The 23,929-nt window shown below is 29.2% G+C and carries 23 protein-coding genes; 13 read left to right on the top strand and 10 right to left on the bottom strand.

The genetic code is table 11. The annotated features are described in order from the left end of the window. Positions 1 to 3: 3 nt before the first annotated feature. Positions 4 to 438 (bottom strand): type II secretion system major pseudopilin GspG, encoded by a 435-nt coding sequence (gene gspG, locus DEFDS_RS06590; protein WP_013008025.1) that lies wholly within the window; start codon positions 436 to 438, stop codon positions 4 to 6. Positions 439 to 579: 141 nt separating this feature from the next. Here gspG and mrtJ point away from each other — a divergent pair, with 141 nt between their 5' ends. From mrtJ to DEFDS_RS06565, 5 genes are read left to right on the top strand one after another with little or no spacing between them, the layout of a single operon-like run. Continuing rightward, positions 580 to 984: a JDVT-CTERM system glutamic-type intramembrane protease MrtJ gene (gene mrtJ / locus DEFDS_RS06585; protein ID WP_013008024.1), complete on the top strand. Its 405-nt coding sequence runs from the start codon at positions 580 to 582 to the stop codon at positions 982 to 984. A gap of 4 nt (positions 985 to 988) precedes the next feature. Continuing rightward, a complete protein-coding gene (locus DEFDS_RS06580) occupies positions 989 to 1,828 on the top strand; it encodes a PDZ domain-containing protein (protein ID WP_013008023.1) in 840 nt (279 codons plus the stop codon). 10 nt (positions 1,829 to 1,838) lie between these two features. Beyond that, a complete protein-coding gene (gene gspD / locus DEFDS_RS06575) occupies positions 1,839 to 3,704 on the top strand; it encodes a type II secretion system secretin GspD (RefSeq protein WP_013008022.1) in 1,866 nt (621 codons plus the stop codon). Next, positions 3,685 to 5,142 (top strand): GspE/PulE family protein, encoded by a 1,458-nt coding sequence (locus DEFDS_RS06570; protein WP_013008021.1) that lies wholly within the window; start codon positions 3,685 to 3,687, stop codon positions 5,140 to 5,142. Before gspD ends, DEFDS_RS06570 begins: the two co-directional genes overlap by 20 nt. 3 nt (positions 5,143 to 5,145) lie before the next feature. Next, positions 5,146 to 6,354 carry a type II secretion system F family protein gene (locus DEFDS_RS06565; RefSeq protein WP_013008020.1) on the top strand — a complete coding sequence of 403 codons (1,209 nt, stop codon included), beginning with the start codon at positions 5,146 to 5,148 and terminating at the stop codon, positions 6,352 to 6,354. Here the strand turns inward: DEFDS_RS06565 and DEFDS_RS06560 are convergent. The 6 genes from DEFDS_RS06560 to bioB are packed head-to-tail and all read right to left on the bottom strand — an operon-like array spanning position 6,347 to position 11,403. Next, positions 6,347 to 6,955 carry an aminotransferase class IV gene (locus DEFDS_RS06560; protein ID WP_013008019.1) on the bottom strand — a complete coding sequence of 203 codons (609 nt, stop codon included), beginning with the start codon at positions 6,953 to 6,955 and terminating at the stop codon, positions 6,347 to 6,349. The genes DEFDS_RS06565 and DEFDS_RS06560 overlap by 8 nt on opposite strands. Then, the gene (locus DEFDS_RS06555) at positions 6,924 to 7,955 is read right to left on the bottom strand and encodes an aminodeoxychorismate synthase component I (protein ID WP_013008018.1); all 1,032 of its coding nucleotides are present in this window, start codon (positions 7,953 to 7,955) and stop codon (positions 6,924 to 6,926) included. Before DEFDS_RS06555 ends, DEFDS_RS06560 begins: the two co-directional genes overlap by 32 nt. Next, complete coding sequence (locus tag DEFDS_RS06550; RefSeq protein ID WP_013008017.1) at positions 7,952 to 8,707, bottom strand: methyltransferase domain-containing protein; 756 nt, start codon at positions 8,705 to 8,707, stop codon at positions 7,952 to 7,954. Before DEFDS_RS06550 ends, DEFDS_RS06555 begins: the two co-directional genes overlap by 4 nt. Beyond that, the gene (locus tag DEFDS_RS12660) at positions 8,679 to 9,287 is read right to left on the bottom strand and encodes a hypothetical protein (RefSeq protein WP_013008016.1); all 609 of its coding nucleotides are present in this window, start codon (positions 9,285 to 9,287) and stop codon (positions 8,679 to 8,681) included. The genes DEFDS_RS06550 and DEFDS_RS12660 overlap by 29 nt, the downstream gene beginning before the upstream one ends. Then, on the bottom strand, positions 9,284 to 10,447 hold the full coding sequence (gene bioF, locus DEFDS_RS06540; RefSeq protein ID WP_013008015.1) for an 8-amino-7-oxononanoate synthase: 1,164 nt from the start codon (positions 10,445 to 10,447) through the stop codon (positions 9,284 to 9,286). Before bioF ends, DEFDS_RS12660 begins: the two co-directional genes overlap by 4 nt. Further along, positions 10,444 to 11,403 carry a biotin synthase BioB gene (gene bioB, locus DEFDS_RS06535; protein WP_013008014.1) on the bottom strand — a complete coding sequence of 320 codons (960 nt, stop codon included), beginning with the start codon at positions 11,401 to 11,403 and terminating at the stop codon, positions 10,444 to 10,446. The genes bioF and bioB overlap by 4 nt, the downstream gene beginning before the upstream one ends. Before the next feature lie 84 nt (positions 11,404 to 11,487). Between bioB and bioA the strand changes: the two genes are divergently transcribed. Together bioA and bioD are read left to right on the top strand one after the other, a co-directional pair. Then, positions 11,488 to 12,813, top strand: coding sequence for an adenosylmethionine--8-amino-7-oxononanoate transaminase (gene bioA / locus DEFDS_RS06530; protein WP_013008013.1), 1,326 nt, complete (start codon positions 11,488 to 11,490; stop codon positions 12,811 to 12,813). After that, the gene (gene bioD / locus DEFDS_RS06525; RefSeq protein ID WP_013008012.1) at positions 12,806 to 13,405 is read left to right on the top strand and encodes a dethiobiotin synthase; all 600 of its coding nucleotides are present in this window, start codon (positions 12,806 to 12,808) and stop codon (positions 13,403 to 13,405) included. The genes bioA and bioD overlap by 8 nt, the downstream gene beginning before the upstream one ends. Positions 13,406 to 13,692: 287 nt before the next feature. Here bioD and DEFDS_RS06520 read toward each other — a convergent pair whose 3' ends face one another. The 3 genes from DEFDS_RS06520 to DEFDS_RS06510 are packed head-to-tail and all read right to left on the bottom strand — an operon-like array spanning position 13,693 to position 16,085. Beyond that, entirely contained in the window at positions 13,693 to 13,887 is a 195-nt protein-coding gene (locus tag DEFDS_RS06520; protein ID WP_013008011.1) for a DUF1858 domain-containing protein, read from the bottom strand. After that, positions 13,877 to 15,577, bottom strand: a complete 1,701-nt coding sequence (locus DEFDS_RS06515; protein WP_161595882.1) for a thioredoxin domain-containing protein — start codon at positions 15,575 to 15,577, stop codon at positions 13,877 to 13,879. The genes DEFDS_RS06520 and DEFDS_RS06515 overlap by 11 nt, the downstream gene beginning before the upstream one ends. After that, a complete protein-coding gene (locus tag DEFDS_RS06510) occupies positions 15,558 to 16,085 on the bottom strand; it encodes a nitroreductase family protein (RefSeq protein ID WP_013008009.1) in 528 nt (175 codons plus the stop codon). Before DEFDS_RS06510 ends, DEFDS_RS06515 begins: the two co-directional genes overlap by 20 nt. A 321-nt stretch (positions 16,086 to 16,406) precedes the next feature. Between DEFDS_RS06510 and DEFDS_RS06505 the strand changes: the two genes are divergently transcribed. The 6 genes from DEFDS_RS06505 to DEFDS_RS06480 all read left to right on the top strand — a co-directional run bounded on the left by DEFDS_RS06505 (position 16,407) and on the right by DEFDS_RS06480 (position 23,850). Continuing rightward, positions 16,407 to 19,136 (top strand): ATP-binding protein, encoded by a 2,730-nt coding sequence (locus tag DEFDS_RS06505; RefSeq protein WP_013008008.1) that lies wholly within the window; start codon positions 16,407 to 16,409, stop codon positions 19,134 to 19,136. 368 nt (positions 19,137 to 19,504) lie between these two features. After that, positions 19,505 to 21,265 (top strand): thiamine pyrophosphate-dependent enzyme, encoded by a 1,761-nt coding sequence (locus DEFDS_RS06500; protein WP_013008007.1) that lies wholly within the window; start codon positions 19,505 to 19,507, stop codon positions 21,263 to 21,265. Then, positions 21,255 to 21,764 carry a 2-oxoacid:acceptor oxidoreductase family protein gene (locus DEFDS_RS12655; RefSeq protein ID WP_050742512.1) on the top strand — a complete coding sequence of 170 codons (510 nt, stop codon included), beginning with the start codon at positions 21,255 to 21,257 and terminating at the stop codon, positions 21,762 to 21,764. Before DEFDS_RS06500 ends, DEFDS_RS12655 begins: the two co-directional genes overlap by 11 nt. After that, positions 21,754 to 22,986: a phenylacetate--CoA ligase family protein gene (locus DEFDS_RS06490; protein ID WP_013008005.1), complete on the top strand. Its 1,233-nt coding sequence runs from the start codon at positions 21,754 to 21,756 to the stop codon at positions 22,984 to 22,986. The genes DEFDS_RS12655 and DEFDS_RS06490 overlap by 11 nt, the downstream gene beginning before the upstream one ends. A 4-nt stretch (positions 22,987 to 22,990) precedes the next feature. Next, positions 22,991 to 23,254 (top strand): LysO family transporter, encoded by a 264-nt coding sequence (locus DEFDS_RS06485; RefSeq protein ID WP_013008004.1) that lies wholly within the window; start codon positions 22,991 to 22,993, stop codon positions 23,252 to 23,254. After that, positions 23,251 to 23,850, top strand: a complete 600-nt coding sequence (locus tag DEFDS_RS06480; protein ID WP_013008003.1) for a lysine exporter LysO family protein — start codon at positions 23,251 to 23,253, stop codon at positions 23,848 to 23,850. The genes DEFDS_RS06485 and DEFDS_RS06480 overlap by 4 nt, the downstream gene beginning before the upstream one ends. Positions 23,851 to 23,929: the final 79 nt, after the last annotated feature.

Raw genomic sequence — 23,929 nt, 5'->3', positions numbered from 1 at the left:
AAATTAATTTATTTCGTAGCTTTTAATATCTGCATTTACTCCTTCACCACCTTCTTTACCATCTGCACCTAAAGAAATTATTTCGTAATCTCTTCCATTATCTCCAGGGGAGCGATAGATATATGGGTTACCCCAAGGATCAACAGGTATTTTGTTTGCGTCTAAATAACCACCATTTTTCCAGTTTTTTGGTATCGGTTCTATTTCTGGCTTTTTTATCAGTGCGCTGAGCCCCTGCTCAGTTGTTGGGTACATTCCGTTGTCTAACTTGTATAATTTTAATGCTGATTCTATTGTTTTTATATCGCTTTTTGCTTTTGTTACTCTTGCCTCATCTGGTCTGTTTATAATTTTTGGTAATAAAACTGTTGCTAAAATACCAAGTATCACAATGACAACCATCAATTCGATTAGTGAAAAACCTTCGTTATTTTTCATACTGCCTCCCTAAAAATTAATTTTTTATATTTTAAATCAACTTACAATTAAATCAAGTTTTTTGCGAAAGATTCACAAAACTTAGTTATGTTTATAAAGTTTTGGGGTTGATATTGATTGATATAGTGGTAAAATTTAAAAATGGTGTATGTAATTATTTTAATTACTATAGTTTATTTATTTATACGATTTGTATTAACAGGAACACTAAATTTTAATTACAGTGGATTAGAAATATTAAGTTATTTACTTTTTTCACCTATTATTGAAGAGCTATTTTTTAGAGGGTTTTTACAAAGAGAACTAAAAAGAAAGAATTTTTTTTCAAAATTAATTATAAAAAATAAATATTTATTTATTTCAAATGCCAATATTTTTGTTTCATTATTATTTGGTTTGTCTCATTTGATTTATAATAATATTATTCATTCTGTTTTGGTGATTATTCCTTCATTGATTTTAGGTATGATTTATGATAAGTATGAAAATGTTATAATGTGTATATTACTACATGCTTTTTTTAATTTAAATATATTTATTGGATGAGGATGTGGGTAGAAAAAGTATTGTTATTTTGATTTGTTTGGCAGTTTTAGCTTATTTCATATCTTTTACTGTAACTAAATATATCAATTATAAATATTCTAACAAAACTGTAGATATAACATTAAAGAATAATGTAAAAAAAATAAAATCTGAAAAGGTTAATGTAAACGAAATATTAGAGTTAAACCCTTTTAATCTAAAAAAAGAGGAAAAGCAGATCACGCAGGTAACTAAAGTTGAAGAAAAAACAAATGAAATTAGTGCAGATATTAAATTTGAATTATTAGGCTATGTTGCAAACAAAGATAAGATATTGGCATTGATAAAAATAAATTCAAAAACTTATGTGTTAAACAATAAAGAGCCTGTTGATGGTTTTATTGTTGATAAAATTAATGATGAGTATTTGATTATTTTACACAATGGTAAAAGTTATAAAGTAAAATTAGTAGGTGGAAGTAAAAAAACTGAAAATAAGACTGCTGTAAAGACTAAGCCTGTGCAAAAGAGTAAAACTTCTAAATCGGATACTTTTAAAATATCCAGACAAGAGGTGGATAAACAGTTAAAAGATATAAATTCCCTACTTAGGACAATATTTGTAGCTCCTTACTATCGTAATAAAGAATTTTTAGGTTATCGTATTGCTAGAATTAGAAGAAATTCAATTTTGTATAAATTGGGACTAAGAAACGGTGATGTAATTGTGAGAATTAATGACGAATCGGTGGAGAATCCTCAGAAAATGCTAGAACTGTTAACTAATATTTCAGATGTTACAGCGGTAAAAGTGGATTTAATTAGAAGAGGAGTTAAAAAATCTATTTTTGTTGAGATAGATTAAGGGGTGTTTGATGAGAGTGAAAAGAGTATTATTTTTAATAGTTTTTACTTTTATTGCTTTGGCTTCATTTGCAGAAAACTTTGATGCAAATTTTAAAAATGTAAGTTTAAAAGATTTTTTACTTTTTGTATCAGAATTTACAGGTAAATCCATCGTTTATGATGAATCAAAGATAAGAGGTCAGATTACTATTGATACAAAATCAAAATTAACAAAGGATAATTTGTTAGAAATTATGAATACAGTATTAAGTATGAACAATCTTTATGCTCTTGATAAAGGTACTTATTTACAAATATTAAAGAAAAATGAAGTCCGAGAGATAGATGATAGATTTGTAGATGTGGATAATGTAACAAAGAATGATTTTATTACTACCGTCCTTTATTTTGATGGAATAGATGTGAGTAAAATAGCTTCCTCATTAGCTAGATTAAAGTCTAAGTATGGAGATGTGCAGGTATTAAAGGGTGCGAATGTAGTTGTTATAAGAGATACTGCAGATAGAATTTTGAAAATAAAAGATATTATAAATAAGATTTCCAAGCTTGCTGGTAGTTATGAGTTAAAAGCTTATTCTATTAAAAATAGTTCAGCATCAAATATAGAAAAGAATATAACTAAATTTTTTAAACAGCTTCAAGCCCAAGCACTTGTTTCATTCAATCCCATTATTATAGCTGATGATTTTACAAATACTCTAATTGTAGCTGCTAAAGAAGATGATATTAACAAAATAGAATACATCATAAATCAGCTTGATGTAAGTAATGATAATAGCGCACTTGCACCACAGGTTTTTAAACTGAAACATGTTTATGCTACTGATGTGGAAGGGATATTGAATAAATTACTGCTTTCAAATATTGATCCTAAGAAAAAAAAGGTTGTTAGATCTAAAGTTGCTGCTGATAAATCAACAAACTCTATTATTGCACTTGGGGATAAGGAGCTATATTCCAATATTCAACAACTGTTAGAAAAACTTGATAAACCAAGAAAACAGGTTTATGTGGAAGCATTAGTTTTAGAAACTTCTATTGAAAAAGGGGCTGATTTTGGAGTGGAATGGCTTGCAGGTGGTGGAAATGAAAATTTTGCTGGAAGTGCTGGGTTTTTAAATAATGGAGCATTAACAAACTTTCAATCTCCAGTTTTAGAAGGAAATTCACCAAATTTTGCTGCACTGCCTGGCGGTTTTACTGCTGCAATTCTTGGTAATGTTATCACTTATGAAGGGGTAAAATTTCCAACACTTTCGGCTCTTGTCAATTTTGTAAAAACTGATAGTGCAATCAATATTATTTCTAATCCACAGATCTTGACCCTTGATAATGAAGAAGCTGAAGTATTTGTTGGTGAAAACAGGCCTTTTCTAACAAGTACAAAATTTGATGCAAATAATAATCCAGTCCAATCATACGATTATAGAGATGTAGGTATTAGGCTAAAGATAACTCCACATATTTCTGATAATAAAACCCTTACTCTAAAAATTGAGCAAGAAGTCAAAAAAGTTATAGCAAATGCTGGGAATGACTTAACTGCACCTATTACTTTGACAAGAAAAACAAAAACGATGGTTGAATTAATTGATGGCTACACGATGGTAATAAGTGGACTTATTGGGGATGATACTTCTGTGAGTAATAGTGAAGTTCCATTTTTATCAAAAATACCTATTCTTGGCTGGTTGTTTAAATCAAGAAATAGAAGCAGATCCAAAACTAATATGATGGTATTTATTACTGCAAAGGTTATTAATACAAGACAGGATATCGATTTGATTACTTCAGAGAAAAAGCAGTTTATGAAAGTGATTAAAGAGCAAAATAAGAAAAAGTTAGGAATTGAGAGTGAGCCAGATAAAAGATAATATTATAAAGTTTTATCTTAAATTTCCAGATAAAGGGGATTTTTTCCCAGAATTAAAGGATGATAATTCTGTTACAATACTTTATTCTAACGAGTCAGGTTTTAAAAAAGGTTTGCTTTTGGCTGATAGAGTAGGTTTACAGTATGATTTTAGACCTGTTGATAAAAAGGAGATATTATCTAAGCTTGAAGATATTAGCGAACATTTTGATAATGTAGAAGACTTTGGACATGATGAAGATAATAGTGAAATAGAGGATATACTTTCTGCAAGTTATCAGGATGCACCTATTATTAACCTTGTAAATCAATTGATTGTTGATGCAGTAAAAGCTGATGCAAGCGATATTCATTTTGAAAACGGTGAAAATACTTTTTTGGTAAAATATAGGATTGATGGTGTGTTGAGAACTATAAGAACTTTTAAAAAAGGGATTCATGACCAGGTAATTGCAAGAATAAAAGTTATGTCTATGCTTGATGTGGCTGAAACAAGAAAACCTCAGGATGGAAGAATTAATATAAAAGTTGGAAATCGCGGCGTGGATATGAGGGTTTCTATTATTCCCTCAATTAGGGGAGAAAAAGCAGTTTTAAGGATTTTGGAAAAAACAAAAGGGTTGATAACTCTCGAAAATATTGGGATGCCAGAGCACTATCTTAAAAAGTATAGAGAATATATAAATAGACCAAATGGTATCATTTTGGTAACAGGACCTACAGGAAGTGGTAAAACTACTACTCTTTATGCTTCCCTACTGGAAATAGATAGAGAAGAGAAAAATATTGTGACAATTGAAGACCCTGTAGAATACGATATTGATGGTATTACTCAAGTGCAGGTAAATCCTGTTGTAAACCTTGATTTTGCATCAGCTATAAGATCGTTTTTAAGGCAAGATCCGGATGTGATTCTTGTTGGCGAAATTAGGGATGAAGAAACAGCAAAAGCAGCTGTGCAGGCTTCTTTAACAGGTCATCTTGTTTTTTCTACTCTCCATACCAATGATGCACCAACAGCTGTTGCAAGATTAATAGATATGAATGTAGAGCCATTTTTGATATCTTCTTCATTGCAGATTGTGATAGCACAGAGATTATTAAGGAAAGTTTGTGAACATTGCAAAATTGAAGTTGATTTAGATGATAATGTAAAAGAATTGTTTAAAGAGTACGGTATTATTCTTGAAAGAGCTGTAATAGGAAAAGGGTGTGAACACTGCTTTGGAACTGGATATAAAGGTAGGACTGCTATTTTTGAATTTTTAGAAATAAATGATGAAATTAGAAGGTTGATAAATGCGAAATCTGATTCTGAAGAGATTGCAAAAGTTGCAAAGAAATATGGATATAAGCGATTAATAGAAGAGGGTGCTAAACTTATTCAAAATCAGATTACCACTGTTGAAGAAGTTTTAGCAGTTACAAAATTTGAGTAGAAGATGCCAGTTTATAAATATACAGGGTTCAATTCTGAAGGTAAAAAGGTTCATGGCACAATTGAAGGTAATTCGATAAATTTTGTAATTTCAAAGTTAAAAGAGCAAGGTATTTTTGTAGAATCTATTAAGGATGTAAAATCGAAAGATCGATTTTTGATTTTAGATTATTTTAATGGGTTTGTTTCTTCTGGTAAAAAGCTGTTACCAGATGTTTTCTTTCAACTTGCAATGCTTTTAAAAAGTGGTATCCCTTTGTCTGAGTCGTTAAAAATTACAGGCAATCAAGTAAATAATAAAAAGGTTAAAAGTATTTTATTGGCACTGTCTGCAAAGGTCAGTGAAGGGATAAAACTTTCTGTAGCAATGCAAGAGTTTAACGATTATTTTTCAGATGTTTTGATTAATCTTGTTAGAACCAGCGAGGAGACAGGTAGACTTGCTGAAACTTTTGAAAATGTTGCAAGGTATGAAGAGGAAAAAAGAAAAAGTATGGATAAAATCAAGGTTGCAATGATTTATCCAATGATAGTACTTTCGATAGGGATGGGGGTTGTAGGGTTTTTGCTCTCTTATGTAGTTCCTAAAATGAAAAATATCTTTTCTGCGGTAAATAGGGAGTTGCCAGCAACTACAAAATTTTTAATTGCTACAGGGAATTTTATTAAAAATTATGGAGTTTTGACTATTTCTATTTTAATTATTTTAATAATTTTAATAAGGTTATATTTGAAGAAAAACGAAAAAATTTTAAAAAAAATTGATAAATATTTATTGAGGTTCAACCTGTTTTTAAATATTAATTTGTATAAATTTTCTGAGTCTATGAATTTTTTGCTATCTGAGGGTGTGCCACTTCTTGCAGCTGTTAGTTTAAGTACTAATTCTATTTCAAATAGAGAGTTAAAAGATGTTCTTTTTTTTGTTACTGAGGATATAAAATCAGGTAAGAGTTTTTCTGAAAGTCTTAAACAGAGTGGAAGTTTTCCTGAGATGTTTGTTGCTGCAATAAAAACTGGTGAAAAATCGGGGAATTTGGCAAATATATTTTTAAGGTTGTCAGAGTTTTACTTTAAAAAGATTGAAAAAACTTTAAATGTATTTCTATCTATTATTGAGCCATTGTTTATTTTGATTTTAGGTTTGATTGTTGGTTTTATCGTTTTATCAATTATGTCACCTTTATTTGAGTTAAATACATTTATTAGATAGATGTTAAATTTTCTATTGCTTCTATTGGCAAAACTAATTCGCATAGATCGATCATAGCATTTATTAAAGCAACCTTCTTAAACTTTTTCAAATCTTTTATTTTAATTTCTTCTTCATATATAATTTTGTTTTCTAAATAATATTCCCTTTTGGTACCTTTCAGTAAATAAGTATTTGGTGTAAACCATTTTTTACCATCATAAAAAGCAACATTTGTAAAAGTTGTATCTGTTATATACCCTTTTTGACAAATAATTACTTCAGTATTTTGACCAATATTATTTTTTAAGACTTCAAACTGTGTACGATCGACAAATTTATATTTGTATTCTATTTTTTCATCATTTATTAGGATTAATTTATTAATATTAGGTAATTTATATTTTATGAATTCTATTTTATGGATCTGTTTGTCATAAAGAACCCTGACTTTATAAATGCCTGCAGTAGGTGGAGAATTTTGATAAATTATATCTTCTAATCGAATGTATTCAGATATATTAAATAATTCTTTCCTAGTATTATAAAATCTAATATTGTGAAATTGAATATTTTGTAAAATACCTTCTTTAAGCTTTATAGTTTCTACTAATTGGGACATATACCTTTTCAATCAGTTCATTATATTCATTAATTGGGTTTGAATATACTGTTATTCCACCACCACTTTTATAATATAAATCATCTTGTGTCTTTTCTATATACCTTATGTTTACACATGTATCTAATATTTTACCATCAAACAATCCACTAATTCCTGTATAAAAGAATCTTTCGTATGTTTCAACTGATTTGATTATATCAACTGTTTTTTTCTTAGGAGCTCCAGTTACTGAGCCAGCAGGTAGTAAACGGATTATTAGTTCTGCTATATTTTTCTGATATGAGCTTTTTATATTACCAACAATTTCTGTGCTTGTTTGATAAATTTTTTTGTTATTTAAATTTATCTCAGAAAAATATCTAAAATTTGTAACTGTTACCTTTTTAGATACCATGTTTAAATCGTTTCTTAATAAATCAACAACAGTTATGTGTTCGGCTAATTCTTTTTCATCGTTTAATAAGACCTCTTTTGCATTTGGGATACTAGAATCAATAGTCCCTTTCATAGGATGCGTTTTTATTATACTATCTTCAATCGTTATAAAAGTTTCTGGTGAAAAGAATGTGAATATGCCATAAAAATAAAGTTTGTATTTGGAGTTTGATAAAAGATAAATTTCTTTAAGTGATAAGTTTGTCTCAATTTTTGTTGGAGCTGTCAGATTCAATAAATAACTATCCCCTTGTTTTAAGTGCGATTGGACGATTTCAAATTTTTTTAAATATGATTCATAATCTATCGGAAATTTTTTAAGATATAAGTTTTTATCTATTTTAAACATAGAGGAATGGTTTGTTATACCATTGAAGTTAAATAAAACATTATCGTTAGTAATTAAGTTTTGTAGTTTTTCTAAGTAAAAGTGTTTTATATCAAAATCTATTGTAAAGATAAAAGGTATAGACTTATTATAATAGTCATTAAAATTAGTCAAAAATTCATTTATTGATAAAAAGTTATAGCTTTTTGGTTCTATTAATGTTGGATTTTTCATCTTTTTTCGCAAATGATGTATAATATATTGTATGTAACAGGAATTTTAGAATCTTCTGTTTTATATAATTCTTCATATAATCTGCAAAAGTTTAAAAAGGATTGTTTGCCTGCAATAGCTTTTTTTTCAGTGTATCTTGCACCTGTCTTTTTATGAGTTTTTAGAAAGTCAATTACAGAGTTATAAAATAAAACATACTTTTTTTCAAAAAATTTGAGATAAATATCTTTTCTGTTGAAAATGTTTTTATAAAACTCTGCATTTTTTAGCGAATAAATTGAACCAAACTTTGTAATTTTGCTTACCTCTTTCATCTCATTGAAAGTGCCATCTAAAAAAATGGAAAAATAGCATTTTGCCCCTTTTTTCAAATTGTTTAGTAAATCATTAATTGTTTTTTCTGGATATTCCAACCATTGAAGAGTTGATGAACTTGCAATGATATCAAAATGTTCTATTTTTAAAGGCAGAGTATCAATATCTCCATTTATCAGATGAAAATCTTTAAATTTGTTTTTGCTGGAAATTAACATTTTATAGGCTAAATCTAATCCAAAATAGCTTCTTGCATTTATTTTTTCTAATAAAAAAGTCGTGAAAACACCGCTACCAATTCCAAGCTCAAGCAAGTTATCACATTTTGTAGGCGTAATAAAATCGCTTAATTCTTGAGCAACGATTTTTTGTATATCAGCATTGTTGTCATAGGTTTTGTATGAGTCATCAAAGTATCTTTTTATCTGAAGTTTCATAAATTATCTCACCTAAAATTTCCTCAGGTATATAATGTCCATGATTTTTTAATTCAATATAATTTTTTGATTTTTTAAAAATGTCATCAATTTTTACAATTTTATCTTTTTCCCCATAAATTATTATAACTTTGTCGTCTAATATATCTGGGTTAAATGAGTTGATTTTAGAATTTTTTAAGAAATCTAACCCTTTTAATAATGAATCTTCATTATAATTTTTGATTTCTATAGTTTTTACACATGCTTTATTTAGAAAATTTTTTATAACTTTAGTTGGGTCTTTTTTAAAAGCTTCAATCATAATCTCTAATACTTTCAACTTTTTATCTGCTAAAAAATATAGGAAAGGAGCTATTAGGTAAATTTTTTCAAAATTATCTTTTATATTTTCTAAATTTTTTAGGATTATATGGGCACCTGTTGACCAGCCTATTAAGATTTTTGCTTTTGATGAAATCAGTTCTTGTTCAATTTGTTGTAAATTATCTTCAAGTAAAAAAGGTGTAAGATATGTATATTTTTTTGATAATACTGGATAAAGGGTTTTAAATCCTGCCCAACCAGATATGAAAATCAAATCCTCTCTTTTAATTTTCTAAACCCCTCTACAATTAACTCAAGCTCATCATCTGTTAAATCAGCTCTAAGAGAAAGTCTTAGTCTATCTGTGCCAATAGGAACTGTTGGTGGCCTAATAGCTGCTACATATAAGCCACTTTCTATTAAAAAATCTTTTGCTATTTGTAGCTTTTCTCTGTTACCAATTATGATTGGAATGATTTGGGTCGAGCTGTTTAAAGTGTTAAATCCTATTTCATTTAATTTTTTCCTAAGTTTTTTTGAAATTTCTATTAATCTTTCACCTAACTGATAGTTTTCTTTAATAAATTTAATAGCAGCTAAATTTGCTCCTATAACAGCTGGTGGTAAACTTGTTGAAAAGATAAACCCCCTTGCTTTGTTTACTAAATAATCTTTGATAGATTTATTACAGCAAACATAAGCACCAAAAGATCCCAACCCCTTGCTAAATGTTCCCATATTAATATCTATCTCTTTTTCTAGCCCCAATTCATGAGCTAGGCCCCTCCCTTTGCCAAAGATACCAGTTGCATGGGCTTCATCAATCATTACCAAAGCGTTGTAATCTTTTGCAAGTTTTACTATTTTTTCTAAATCAGCTACATCACCATCCATGCTAAAGACAGTGTCTGTGATTATCAATTTTTTTACATCTTTGTTGTATCTTTTTAAAATAGTTTCAAGGTGTTCATAATCTAAGTGTCTAAAACGCTCATGTTTTGCTTTTGAAAGAAGAGTTCCATCTATAATGCTTGCATGATTGAGTTTGTCAGAAAATATTACCCAATTTTTATCACATATAGCAGAAATAATAGACAGATTTGCAACATAACCTGTATTAAATATTAAAGCAGCTTCATAACCTTTAAATTTTGCAAGTCCTAATTCTAGCTCATTGTAAAGTAAAAAATTACCAGTAACTATTCTTGAGGCAGATGAAGAACACCCATATTTTTTAATAGCTTTAATCGCACCTTCTTTTATCTCTTTTTTGTTTGAAAGGCCTAAATAGTTGTTTGATGCTAGATTAAGTAATTTTTTATTTTTTATTTCAATGTATTTTGAATCCCCTTTATCAAAAAGTGGAATTTCCCTATAAAGATTTTCATCTTTTAATTTTTCTAAATAATTTTTAAAATATACTTTATAATTCATATAAGTTTAAGATTGTTTGCATTTATATCTTCTATATCAGATTCTATATCAAATCCTGACACAGTTAAATAATCACCAACCATAATGCCAAAAAGTCCACTGTTTAAAAGCTTTTGTTTTGTAGTTTTGCTAAAAACTACATTCCTACCACCACAAACTCTAATTTGTTTATCTGGTAAAATAAATCTATAAATTGCTATAATTTTTAAAGCTTCATCTTCAGATAAAATTGGGATGTTTTCATAGGGTGTTCCAGGGATTGGGTTTAAAAAGTTAATTGGCACAGAATCCACATTTAATTCTTTTAAAGTGAGTGCTAGCTCAACCCTATGCTCCCAGCTTTCACCAATTCCAAAAATCCCACCACTACAGACAAAAAAGCCTAACTCTACTGCATCTTTAACACATTTAACATCTTCTTCATAATCATGAGTAGTGCAGACATTATTAAAATAGCTTCTTGATGTTTCCAGATTGTGATGGAAACCGGATAATCCAGCTTCTTTTAATCTTAGTAAAGTCTTTTTATCTAAAATTCCAACAGAAATATCTGGAACTAAGCCTATTTTTTTAATTATCTTTACACCTTCAATAAGCTTTTCTATATCTTGTTGCTCAAGTGTTTTTCCACTAGTAACTATGGAGAATCTTCTGATACCATATTTTTTATACTCTGTTGCTCTTTGCTCGATCTTTTTTAAATCGATAAAATCATAAACTGGTGCGTTTGTATTATAATGGCTTGATTGAGCACAAAATTTGCAATCTTCACTGCAAAGACCACTTTTAGCATTAATTATTGAGCAAAATTGAAATTTATTCCCGAAAAAGTGTTCTTTTATCTGTTTTGAGTATTTGGTAAGGGTTTTTATATCATTAAAGTTGATAAGATAATCAATCTCGAAATCTTTAAATGATTCTTTGTTTATTGCTTTTTTATAAATATTATCAATCATAAAAATTCTCCATTGTGTTTTACTTTTGTTGAATTTTAAAACAAAGTATGATATTTTTCAATCAATTTTTCAAGGAGGTATGAAGTGAAAGATTACCCAATCTGGCATCCATGCACTCAGATGAAAGATCATGAAAAATACCCTCTAATAAAAATTGTAAAAGGCAAAGGTGTTTATCTGTATGATGATAAAGGGAACAGTTATATTGATGCAATTTCTTCATGGTGGGTGAATATTTTGGGACATTCCAATGAAAGATTAAATAATGTTTTAAAAGAGCAGGTGGAAAAGTTGGAGCATGTAATTTTTGCAAATTTTGTACATGATCCAGCCTTAAAGTTATCTGAAAAGCTTTTAAAAATTGTTCCAGATGGTTTAAGAAAAATATTTTTTGCAGACAACGGTTCTTCAGCTATCGAAGTAGCCATGAAAATGAGTTTTGCATACTTTAAAAACAATGGGGTGATTAAACCAAAATTTATTTATCTTGATTCTGGCTATCATGGGGAAACACTTGGAGCCCTTTCTGTCTGTGGGGAAGAGCTTTATGCAGAAATGTATAAAGAGATAATGATAGAAAATATTAGAGTAAAAGGGCCTGATTGTTATAGATGTCCATTTGGGAAAAGTAGAGAAGAATGTAATGCAGAATGTTTTATATACGTGGAAGAAGCTATCAAAAAAAATAAAGATGTAGTTTCTGCAGTATTAATAGAGCCAATTGTTCAGTGTGCTGGAGGTTTTAAGATATATCCAGAAATCTATTTGAAAAAATTAAGAGATATTACAAGAGAGAATAATATTCATTTGATTGCTGATGAAATTGCTGTTGGTTTTGGTAGGACTGGGAAAATGTTTGCATGCGAACATGCAGGGATTACTCCAGATTTCATGACACTTTCTAAAGGTATTACAGGTGGATATATCCCTTTGTCAGTAGTATTGACAACTGATGAGGTATATGACGCTTTTTATTCAGATTATTGTGTTTTAAAAGCTTTCCTGCATTCTCATAGCTATACGGGAAATCCTCTTGCATGCTCTTTAGCGGTGGAAGTTTTAAATATATTTGAAGAGGAAAATTTATTGGAAAAGAATAAAGAAAAGTATGAATACCTTTATCAAAAGGTTTTAGAGTATTTTAGTGGGTATAAATATTGTGGCGAAGTGAGAAGTAAAGGGTTTATTACTGCTGTTGAGCTAGTAGAGGATAGAAAAAGTAAAAAAAGTTTTGATTGGAAAAAGAGGGTAGGCTTTCAAATATATAGAAAAAGTCTTACAAAGGGAGCGCTTTTGAGAAATCTTGGTGATATAATTTATTTTATGCCACCTTATATTATAAGTTTTGATGAAATAGATAAGCTTGTTCAAATTGCTTATGAGTCTACAATAGAGGTGCTTGGTGAGTAAGAAGGTTTTAATTCTTGGGACTAATACTGAGGTGGGTAAAACATATTTTTCAGCAGAATATTGTAAGTATTTAATTTCAAAAAGGGAGAAAGTTGTTTATTTAAAAATTGTTCAGACTGGATATCCAAAGGATGATGATGCTAAATTTATAGCAAATTATGCAAAAATAGATGAAAAATATTGTTTTTCTATTGTAAGAGCAGAGCCTCCTGTGGCTCCTGCATCGGTGTTTGAAAAGTTCCCTTTGATAAAAGTAAAAGATACTGTTAAAAAATACGAAGATGTTGATGTTATGATTTTAGAGACAGCTGGGGGGATTTGTTCCCCTCTTGATAAGAGCTTATTAAATTATCATCTTATCAATGAGTTAAATGTGGATGAGGTAATTTTAGTGGTGCCTGATAAACTTGGGTGTATAAGTGATGCACTTGTAGCTGATTATTTGTTAAAAAATGAGGGGGTCGAGTATAAAATTGCTTTCAATGAGTATTTTAAACAATCTGAATTGCAAAAAAACTTTGAAATGATAAATCACTTTACAGGTGGGAAAATAAAAATAATTTTTGATCAGGATAAATTGCTATTTGAATAATAATTGCTTAAGTTTCCCAGATTGCTTCGCTAACGCTAACAATGACCAATTTCCCTGTCATTGCGAGGAGCGAATGCGACGAAGCAATCTTATGATTATGATAATTATCAATATGTTAGTCTATTGTGCAACATCCTCTCATTGCGGATGAAGTGAAGCATTCTACTAATTTAACTTTATACAAGAGATTAGTTTGGCAACTTACGTTGCCTTGTAATGTCTAATGTATTGGTAATTGTTAATATTGGTGAGACAATCTTAAAGTACAATAGTTTTTTTAAGTTTTGTTATAAATTATTTAATTCTTTGACTATCTCTTCTATTTCTTGGTCGTTAAATCCTTTATCTTTGCATACTTCGTAAATTGTGCCCCAGATTGGCTCACCACACTTTACGCAGATTATCCCTTTTTTAGACATATATTCCACTGATTTTGGCTTTTTGTTAACGAGCTCTTCAATAGTTGTTTCTTTAGTTATCATCTACTAACCTCCTTATGAAAGTTAATATTGTTGGATGTCCAGTAGGAAATTTAACTGCTCTATCAATTAAGAAACTGTAAATTTTTGAGTTTTGATTGATGGATGTGTATTTTGATAAAATGAGTAAATTTATCCCCATTAAACCAACTGGTGAATACATTGCATCGTCGAAAGTATCTAAGATCGATTTGTTTTTATCTAGGTAAATATAATTATCATCTGTAAATTTTTCTAAAGCTTTTTTTGTAATAGCATCAGCATAATATAGAAAATCTTTTTCTTTTGTCATTTCATACAATTTTAATAATGCATTTATTGAGTAAGAATAATCCTCTAATGTCTCATGTTTGAATATTTCATCGCCATAATTTATTCTATATATGTGCTCTTTTGAAAGTAAAAATGTTTTTATTTTATTAAAAAGATTGATTGCGTGGTTAAAATAGTACTCTTCACCAGTAACTTCTGCATAGGTTAGTAAAGCATTTACAAATAACATATTCCAGCTACAGATAACTTTATTGTCTTTTTCTGGTTCAATTTTTTGATTTTGTAGCGAAATTTTATCAAAATAGATTTCAAGTTTTTTGTATGTTTCATAATCAGTTTTATCGTTTAGGTATATAAAACCGTTTTTAGATACTATATATTTTTTTAAATCTTGAGGTATTATATTTAATAAATTTTCATCCAGATGATAAAAGTAACCTTCTACCATTTGATTACTTTCATCTAAAGAGTCAGCGTCCATTGAAGATATAAGTCCATATTCTGTATTAAAAGTTTCAAGTATAAAATCTATTGTTTTTCTTGATATGTGGTAAAAAAGAGGATCTTTTACTTTGTCATAAAGTTTTATTAAAAAGATTGTATTTAAGGCATTATCATAAAGCATTTTTTCAAAATGTGGATAACTCCAGTTTTCATCTACACAATATCTAAAAAATCCACCATTGATATGGTCATAAAGACCTGAAAAAGCTATTTTCCTAGCTGTTTTTATTAAAAAATCTGCAAATTCATCAAAATGATAATCTAATAAAAAGTTTAGATAGGGGATGTTTGGAAATTTGTTTCTACCTTTGAGTCCACCATTTTCAAAATCTAACAAGTCTGAAATATTTTTTGTAAAAGAATTTAAATCTAAATTTCTAATATCGATTTTGTCTATTTTATAAAACTGTGCAATTGCATCTTTGTATTTTGAAACCGATTCCTCAATTTGATTATAATTTTCTGTATAAATTTTGTTGATTTGACTCAAAATATTCATAAAAGATGGTAAACCGTATTTTTCTTCTTTTGGAAAGTATGTTCCAGCATAAAAAGGGTCACCTTCTGGTGTAGCAAATACTGATAGAGGCCATCCTCCTTGTTGTTTTATAAGTTGTATATAAAATTGGTATTTTTTATCAATTTCTGGATATTCCTCTTTGTCAATTTTTATTGGAATAAAATGGTTATTTAGAAAATTTGCTGTTTCTTCATCTTCAAAAGATTCGTGAGCCATTACATGACACCAGTGACATGATGAATACCCTATGCTTATAAAAAGAGGTTTATTAACTTCTTTAGCTAATTTCAATGTTTCATCTGACCATATTTGCCATGCTACAGGGTTATTTTTATGCTGTTGCAAGTATCTACTTTTTGATTTTGATAATTCATTTTTAATCATTTTTAAATCCATTTGTATGTATTTTTTCAAACTGTAATGTGGAATAGTCATGCCCTTGTGGTTTATTTTTTGGATAACCAATACCAATTATACATTCTATCAAATAATAATCAGGTAAAACGAAAAGATTTCTTACATATTCTTCTGCACTGATATTATCGTTGTGTTCCCTTAATCTGATTTGTGCCCAGCAACTACCTAATCCTAAAGATTCTGCAACATACTGCAGAGTAATTGCTGCTATTGAGCAATCTTCTATACATACATCAGATTTCCTTGTATCAGCTATTACCAAAACACCTAACTTGGCATTTTTTAAAAAAGCAGAACCATGTTTTTTTGCTTTTGATAATTTTTCTAATAATTCTTTATCAGTTACAAAGATAAATTCCCATGGGTTAATCCCTCTTGAAGAGGGTGATCTTAAAACTGCTTCTTTTAAAATATCGATTTTCTCTTTTTCAATTTCTTTGTCTAAAAATTGTCTAACACTTCTTCTTTTTCTTAAAATCTCTATCATACAGTCCCCCTTTTCGTCTTAAAATTCTATCTGTGATAATTAAAATAACCACAATTTATAAAAAGTGTTGCTAATTAGTCAAACATTTTGAAACAAATATAATTTTTAGATTGCTTTGTCGCTAAAATTCCTCTCAATGATTATGGAATTTGTCATTGCGAGCGCCAGCGAAGCAATCTGTATGGTTTTAGCAAACTACTGTGCAACTCTCTCATTATATAATTTAAGTATTCTTTATTTCTTTTTTAAAGTTATAGTAATGATTATTGATGTCAACAATAAATTGTTTGATACAAATTAATTTGTGTGGTAAAATTTAATATGAATTGTAAAAAATTTGTTTTAATTTTTTTAATCTTCTTTGTTATTTTCGTGAATGTTGGTTTTACTAATGACAAAGTATTAACCGTTGGGGTATGGAACAATCCAAATCTATCAATAATAAAAGATAGTGAGATATCTGGTTTTGTCGTTGATATTTTTAAGTATATAGCAGAAAAAAATGATATTAAATATAAATTTGTTGCTGGAAAATGGGCTAATCTTTATAGCGATTTAGTAAATGGTGAGATAGATGTATTAATTCCAATTGCATATTCAGATACAAGACTAAAATATATGAAATTTACTGACTACAACTATCCTGTTTTTATGAATTGGGGAGTTATTATTTCAAAATCTAAGAATATCAAAACAATAACAGATTTAAAGGGCAAAAGAATAGCTATTGTTAAAAATGATATTTTTTATACTGGCACTTTTGGTATGGAAACTTATTTAAAGCTTTACAACATTGATTATAAACCTGTTAGTGTGTCAAGTTATGAAGAAGTCTTAAATTTAGTAAAAAGTGGTGATGTGGATGCAGGGCTTATTGCTAGAAATTTTTATAACTATATAAATGATAGAAGTATTTATGAAACATTTTTAGCGTTTCAACCAGTTAGAATCGTTTTTGCTTTTAATAAAAAAATTAATGATAACATTGTTAATTTATTTGATAAAGAATTGCAAAATCTTATTAATGATAAAAGTTCAATTTATTATGTAAAATACAATCATTATTTTCATAATGGCAGCTTACATAAAAAATATGTGATAGTAATATATTTAGCATTAATAATTACTTCTATTTTGTTTTTATTAATTGTCATTTTGCGCAAGATTATAAAAGATAGAACATCAAAGTTAATAGATATTAACAAAAGGCTTACTACCATTTTGTCCGCTACCCCAGATTTGATTTTATTAATTGCAGAAGATGGCGAATACCTAGAAGTATTAACAAGTAATGAAGAGTTATTGGCTGATTTTAGAGATAATTTGTTGGGTAAAAAGGTAAAGGATGTAATACAAGGTAGTGTAGCTGATAAAATTATGAATATTATACAAAAGGCATTGGATACTAATGAAATACAGATATTTAGATATGAGTTGGATGTAATTGGGGGTAAAAGGTTTTTTGAAGGCAGAGTAAAACCGATAGATTTGGGTTATAAAAAAAGAACTGTATTGTGGTATGCAATTGATATTACAGAAACAGAAAAAATCTTGAGAGAACTTCAAGTTGAGAAGGAAAAATTAAATTCTATTTTAAAGTCGGTATCAGAAGGTGTTGTAGTTATTGATAGAAATAAAAAGATAATATTTGCAAATAAAAGCGCCTGTGAAATCTTGGAAATTGATGAATGTGTTGGTAAATCGTTTGATGATGTAATAAGGTTATATAAAGATGAAGAGAGGGTTTTTCTACCTCTTGATGATATCTTTAATAAAGGTATCAATTTTGAAATTGGGAAAGATTATAAAATCAAAACTTCTAAAAACAATGAAAAATATATTGACGATAGTTTGTCGCCACTTTTTGATTCTGAGAGTAAAATAGCAGGGGCAGTTTTTGTTTTTGCAGATATTACGGACAAAATGATATATGAAAGAGAAGTCTTAAAATCTGATAAAATAGATACTTTAGGTAGGTTTGCAGCTGGACTGGCTCACGATTTTAATAATTATTTATCCATAATAAAAAATTATAATTATTTGATTTTGCAAAAAGAAAACTTGGATGATGAGATAATGAGTATTGCAAAAAATATTGATGCAACTATTGAAAAAAGTATAGGTATTACAAAACAACTTTTAACATTTGCAAAAGGTGGAGAGCCGGTCAAAGAGTTGATTGACCTGAATGAAGTGATTAAAGAGGCTATAAGTTTATCTCTTAGTGGTACAGGTATTCAATACAATATAAATTTTGAAGATGATAAATTTATTGTTTATGCTGATAAAGGTCAGATTGTGCAGGTTTTTGTCAATTTGTTTGTCAATGCAAAAGATGCTATGCAAAATAATGGTAAAATAGAAGTAAATATAAGAAATATTTCATTGCAAAAAGAGAATATTCTAAATTTATCACCTGGCGAATATGTTGAAATAAGGGTTAGGGATACTGGGCCTGGAATCAGTGAAGTGTTAATGAGTAAAATTTTTGATCCTTATTTTACAACAAAAGAGCATGGTAATGGGCTCGGTTTGGCTATTTGTTATTCCGTTTTGAAAAGACATGGTGGCACAATTTATTTAAACAGAGAATATAAAAACGGAGCTGAGTTTGTAATACTTTTGCAAAAGGTTAAAGAAGTAAAAACCCAAGTGTTTAAGAATGAAAATATTATTGAAACGGACAAAAAGTTAAAAATACTTTATATGGATGATGAATATATGTTAAGAGATTCTTTTAAGATTTTATTAGAAAGTATGGGGCATGAAGTAATTACTGTTTCAAAAGGGGAAGAAGCTATTGAGGCAATAAAAAAAGATAATTTTGATGTAATTATTCTTGATTTGACCATTGTGGGAGGTATGGGAGGAGTAGATACAGCAAAGGAGATAAGAAAAATAAAGCCTGATGCATATATTGTGGTGACAAGTGGTTATTCTGATACTGGAGCAGTTGCAAATTATAGTGATTTTGGCTTTGATAACTATTTTTTAAAACCTTTTAAAGTAGAAGAGTTAAAAAAGATACTTTCTGAATCAATAAAAAGATAATTTTAACAAATTTGTTATTTTCAAATATTTATTTTCATAAAAGTAAAATTTTCATTATCACATTGAGTAATAATCTATGTGTTTTATAGATTGCTTCGCTAACGCTCGCAAAGACAATATTTTTGGGGTCATTGTAAGGCAACATAAGTTGCCCGGTTTTTCATTCAATTAACTATAAGATTGCTTCACTGCTTACGCAATGACCAATTTCTCAGTCATTGCGAGGAGCTAAAGCGACAAAGCAATCTGTAAAGTTGCACTATTTTATTGTTCAATGTTCTCAATTTTAAGTTAAATTATTAACCAATAGTTTTAGGTTAAATTATATTTGACTTTTTTTAGTAAATATCATATTTTTTATGGCTGTTATGAAAAATTTTTTAATGGGAAATGAATTAATTGCACTTGCTGCTTATAATGCAGGAGTTAGGTCAGCATACGCTTATCCTGGAACTCCTTCCAGTGAAATTCTCGAATATTTCAGTAAGATTTCTGATGAAGTGTATGCTCAATGGTCTATCAATGAAAAAATCGCTTTAGAATTGGCTGGTGCTGAGGCTATTTCTGGTAAATATGTTTTATGTAGTATGAAACAGGTTGGTCTTAATGTGGCAGCCGATCCGTTTTTCTCCATTGCTTATACTGGTGTAAAAGGTGCATTAGTAATTGCATCTGCTGATGATCCCGGCCCTTATAGTTCTCAGACAGAGCAAGATAGCAGAATGTATGCAATGTCAGCCAAATTACCAGTTTTTGACCCGATAAATCCTGAGGATGCTTATTTTCTTACAAAAAAGGCTGTAGATTTATCTCATAAATATGAAATTCCTGTGATGATTAGACCTGTTATGCGTGTATGTCACTCAAGACAGTCGATAGATGTAGATATTGAAAAAAATAATTTAATTATTTCTAACTCTTTTGAAAAAGATACTGCAAGATGGGCTGCTACACCAAAATTTCGTAAGCAATTACATAGTATTTTAAATCAAAAATTAAAAGATATCTCAAATAAATATTACAAAGAGTTTAAAATTAATAAAAAGAGTGATTTTGCTGTTGTTGGTTCAGGTTACTCTTTTGCTATGGCAATGGATATAGTAGCTGAAGACGGACTAAATATAGATTTATACAAACTTGATTTACCTTTTCCACTTTCTGATGAGCTTATAAAAAGCTTATTGGAGGAGTATGAAAAAATTCTTGTTATTGAAGAAACGCAACCAGTTATTGAAATGCAATTTGCAAGAAGAGATAAGGTGTTTGGTAGATTAAACGATTTTATTACAAATATGGGTGAATTAACTTACCAATATTTACAATCAAAGTTGTATCAATTTCTTGGCAAACAAAACGAGATAGAAGAGTTTGATGTAAATGTTAAAAGTGCAAAACCAAGACTATGCCCTGGCTGTGGCCATAGACCAGCATTTTATGCTATTAAAAAAGTTGCGAAAAACAGAGGTATTTTTCCTGGTGATATCGGTTGTTATACATTGGGTGTTAATTTGGAAGCTGTGGATACATGTATCTGTATGGGAGCCTCCGTTACTTTTGCAGAAGGGTTAAAAAGAGCAAATAATGACAAGGTGGTTATAGCTACAATTGGTGATTCTACATTTTTTCATACTGGAGTTCCTGCTTTGATAAATGCAGTGGCAAATGATTCTAAGATTGTATTAGCAATTCTTGATAATGAAACTACTGCTATGACAGGATTTCAACCTGTGCCCCATAAACATAAAAAAATATCCATTGAAAGAGTAGTAAAAGGGTGTGGTGTTGATTTTTGCAAAACTATTGATCCTTATGATTTTGATGGGAGTATAAGGTTATTAAATGAAGCAATTGAGTATTCTGAAAAGAATAGTACCCCTGCAGTAGTTATTTTTAAACACCCATGTATCACAAAAATTAAGTATAAAGGTAAGAAAAAAGTAGTTATTACAGATAAATGTAAAAATTGTAAAATCTGTTATGAAAAATTTGAGTGTCCAGCCATCTTCGAAGACAAGCTTGCAAATGCAGCAAAAATTGATGAATTATTATGTGTTAATTGTGGTGTTTGTATGTCAGTATGCCCATTTGATGCTATTGCTTATGTTGATGAGGTAGATGATGAGGTTTAACTGTTTAATTTGTGGAAAAGGTGGGCAAGGGGTTATCACTTTAAATAGAACTATAGGAAATATTTTATCTTTATTAGGATACAAAGTGATTTCTGCAGAAACACATGGGATGGCAATGAGAGGTGGTAGTGTAAGCACTTTTTTAAAATGTGGTGAATTTAAAAGTGCAGGTTTTGGCTATAATCAGGCTGACTACATAATTTCTACAGATTATGAAGAATATTTAAATAACAAGCATTACTTAAAAAATGATGGGTATAATATTGTTAATACTGATAAAAATAATAAAAATAATAATGGGGTATTTTTTGATGCAACTAAATTATCTTTAAAAATTTTTAAATCGCCTAAATATGCAAACTATTTCTTATTGTTTATATTTTTTAGCTTATTAGGAAAAATAGATTTAATAGATGTAAAAAACATTTTGATAAATCAAAAGCTTTTAGATGAAAATAAATATACTTTAATACTCAAGGAGTTGAAAGATGTTATCTGATTTACAACTCGAATTATTAAATAAAACTATTTATAGAATAAAGAAAAATAATCCATTTTATTTTGAAAGGCTTAATGTTAACTCTGAGATTAAAAGTTATGATGATTTTATAAAATTGCCTTTTATTACAAAGGATGATTTGAGAAATGGTTACCCTTTCGGTTTTGCTTGTGCAGATAGAAAAGATTTTATGAGAATGCACATGAGCAGTGGAACTACAGGTACACCTATTATCAACCCTATGACTCAAAATGATATAAATCAATGGGCAGAAATAATGGCTCGTTGTTATAAAACCGCAACTGTTACCAGTGAGGATACAATTCAGATTACACCATCTTTTGGTTTGTTTAACGGTGGTTTTGGTTTTCATTATGGAGCAGAAAAGATTAAAGCTTTTGTAATACCCATTGGGCCAGGTAGATCTCATTTGCAGCTTAAATTTATGAAAGAGTTAGAATCAACTGTTTTGTGCGCTATAGCATCTTACCCATTAAGATTAATTGAAATAGCCGAAGATGAAGGTTTTGATTTTAAAAAGAATTCGAAGCTGAGGGTGGGGATATTTGGTGCAGAAGTTTGGTCTAATGAGATGAGGAAAAGGATTGAATATATTATGGGGATAGAAACTTTTGATATTATTGGTATGACAGAGACAGGTGGTGTTGGCTTAGGTATTGATTGTATAAAACATGATGGCATACATGTTTGGGATGATCATTATATTGTAGAAATTATCGATCCTGTTACATGTGAACCTGTTGAGGATGGTATTGAAGGTGAAATGGTGGTCACTACTTTGACAAGAGAAGGGCTACCTTTGATTAGATACAGAACGAGGGATATTACGAAAATCGTTAGTAGAGAAAAGTGTGATTGTGGATTACATACCATAAAGGTCGGGAGAATAAAGGGTAGAACTGACGATATGCTTAAAATAAAAGGGGTTAACTTTTATCCATCTCAGATAGAGTCCATTTTACTCCAGTTTAACGAATTATCGATGGAGTATGTTATTATTTTAGAAGACAAAAAGGGGAAAGATAGTGTCACTTTAAAAGTAGAAAGGGAAAACGGTTTTAATGATGATATTTTTGATAAGGTTTATACAAAACTGTACGACTTTTTAGGGTTTCATCTAAACCTTGAAATTGTAGAAAAAGGTGCTATTGAAAGAAGTCAAGGTAAGGCTAAGAGGGTAATTGATTTAAGAGGTAAATGATAAGTTGGTCAAATATCTTATATTTCTTGTTATTGGAGTTTTATTTGGTTATTTCATCGGATCTAAAAGAGAGCCTAAATACAATAAGTATGTTTTAAATATCACTGTATTGATTTTACTTTATTTTATGGGTGTAAGTATAGGAAAAGATCCTAAACTGATGGATAAAATATCGATGTTTGGTTATACATCTTTGATTATAAGCTTATTTACTGTAGTATTTAGTGTAATAGTTGTAGCTGTGCTAATGAGGATTTTTAAAAAATGATTTTTTTGATGATAATTGCTGTGATTTGTGGTGTTTTGTTTGCACAGTTTGGATTTTTACCCACATTTTTAACAGAATACTCTGGAAATATAACTGATTATTCATTGTATTTGCTGCTTTTATTGATTGGTTATGATATAGGCAGAGATAAAGAATCTATCATGAAGCTTGTTTCTGCTGATAGATATGCTTTTTTAGTCCCTTTTGGAACAATTGTTGGTACATTGGTAGGAGGTTTTGTGGCTTCTTTTTTTCTTGCAATCAGCGTAAAAGATTCTCTTGCTATTGCAGCTGGTTTTGGGTGGTATTCCCTTTCTGCTGTTATAATTGCAAAGATGAAAAGTGCCGATTTGGGCTCAATAGCATTTTTATCAAATGTTAGCAGGGAAATAATCAGTATAATGCTTGTTCCATATCTTGCTAAATATGTTGACCCTTATGTGTCTATTGCTCCAGGTGGTGCTACTACTATGGATACCACTTTGCCTATTATAGAAAAATATGCAGGAAGTAGTGCTGCGATCGTTGCCTTTATCAATGGTTTTATTCTTAGCGCACTTGTCCCAATTTTAGTCCCTTTTATTTTAAATTTTTAATTGCAAAATTTTAAATTTAATACTAAATGGATTTACTTCAATAATGCAAAAATATGTATATCGATAATATTTTGTTATA

The organism is Deferribacter desulfuricans SSM1 (genome assembly GCF_000010985.1).
In the GTDB taxonomy this organism is placed as follows: domain Bacteria; phylum Chrysiogenota; class Deferribacteres; order Deferribacterales; family Deferribacteraceae; genus Deferribacter; species Deferribacter desulfuricans.
Note: the sequence above shows the minus strand (reverse complement) of the source record. Positions and strands in the feature narration are given on the sequence as shown.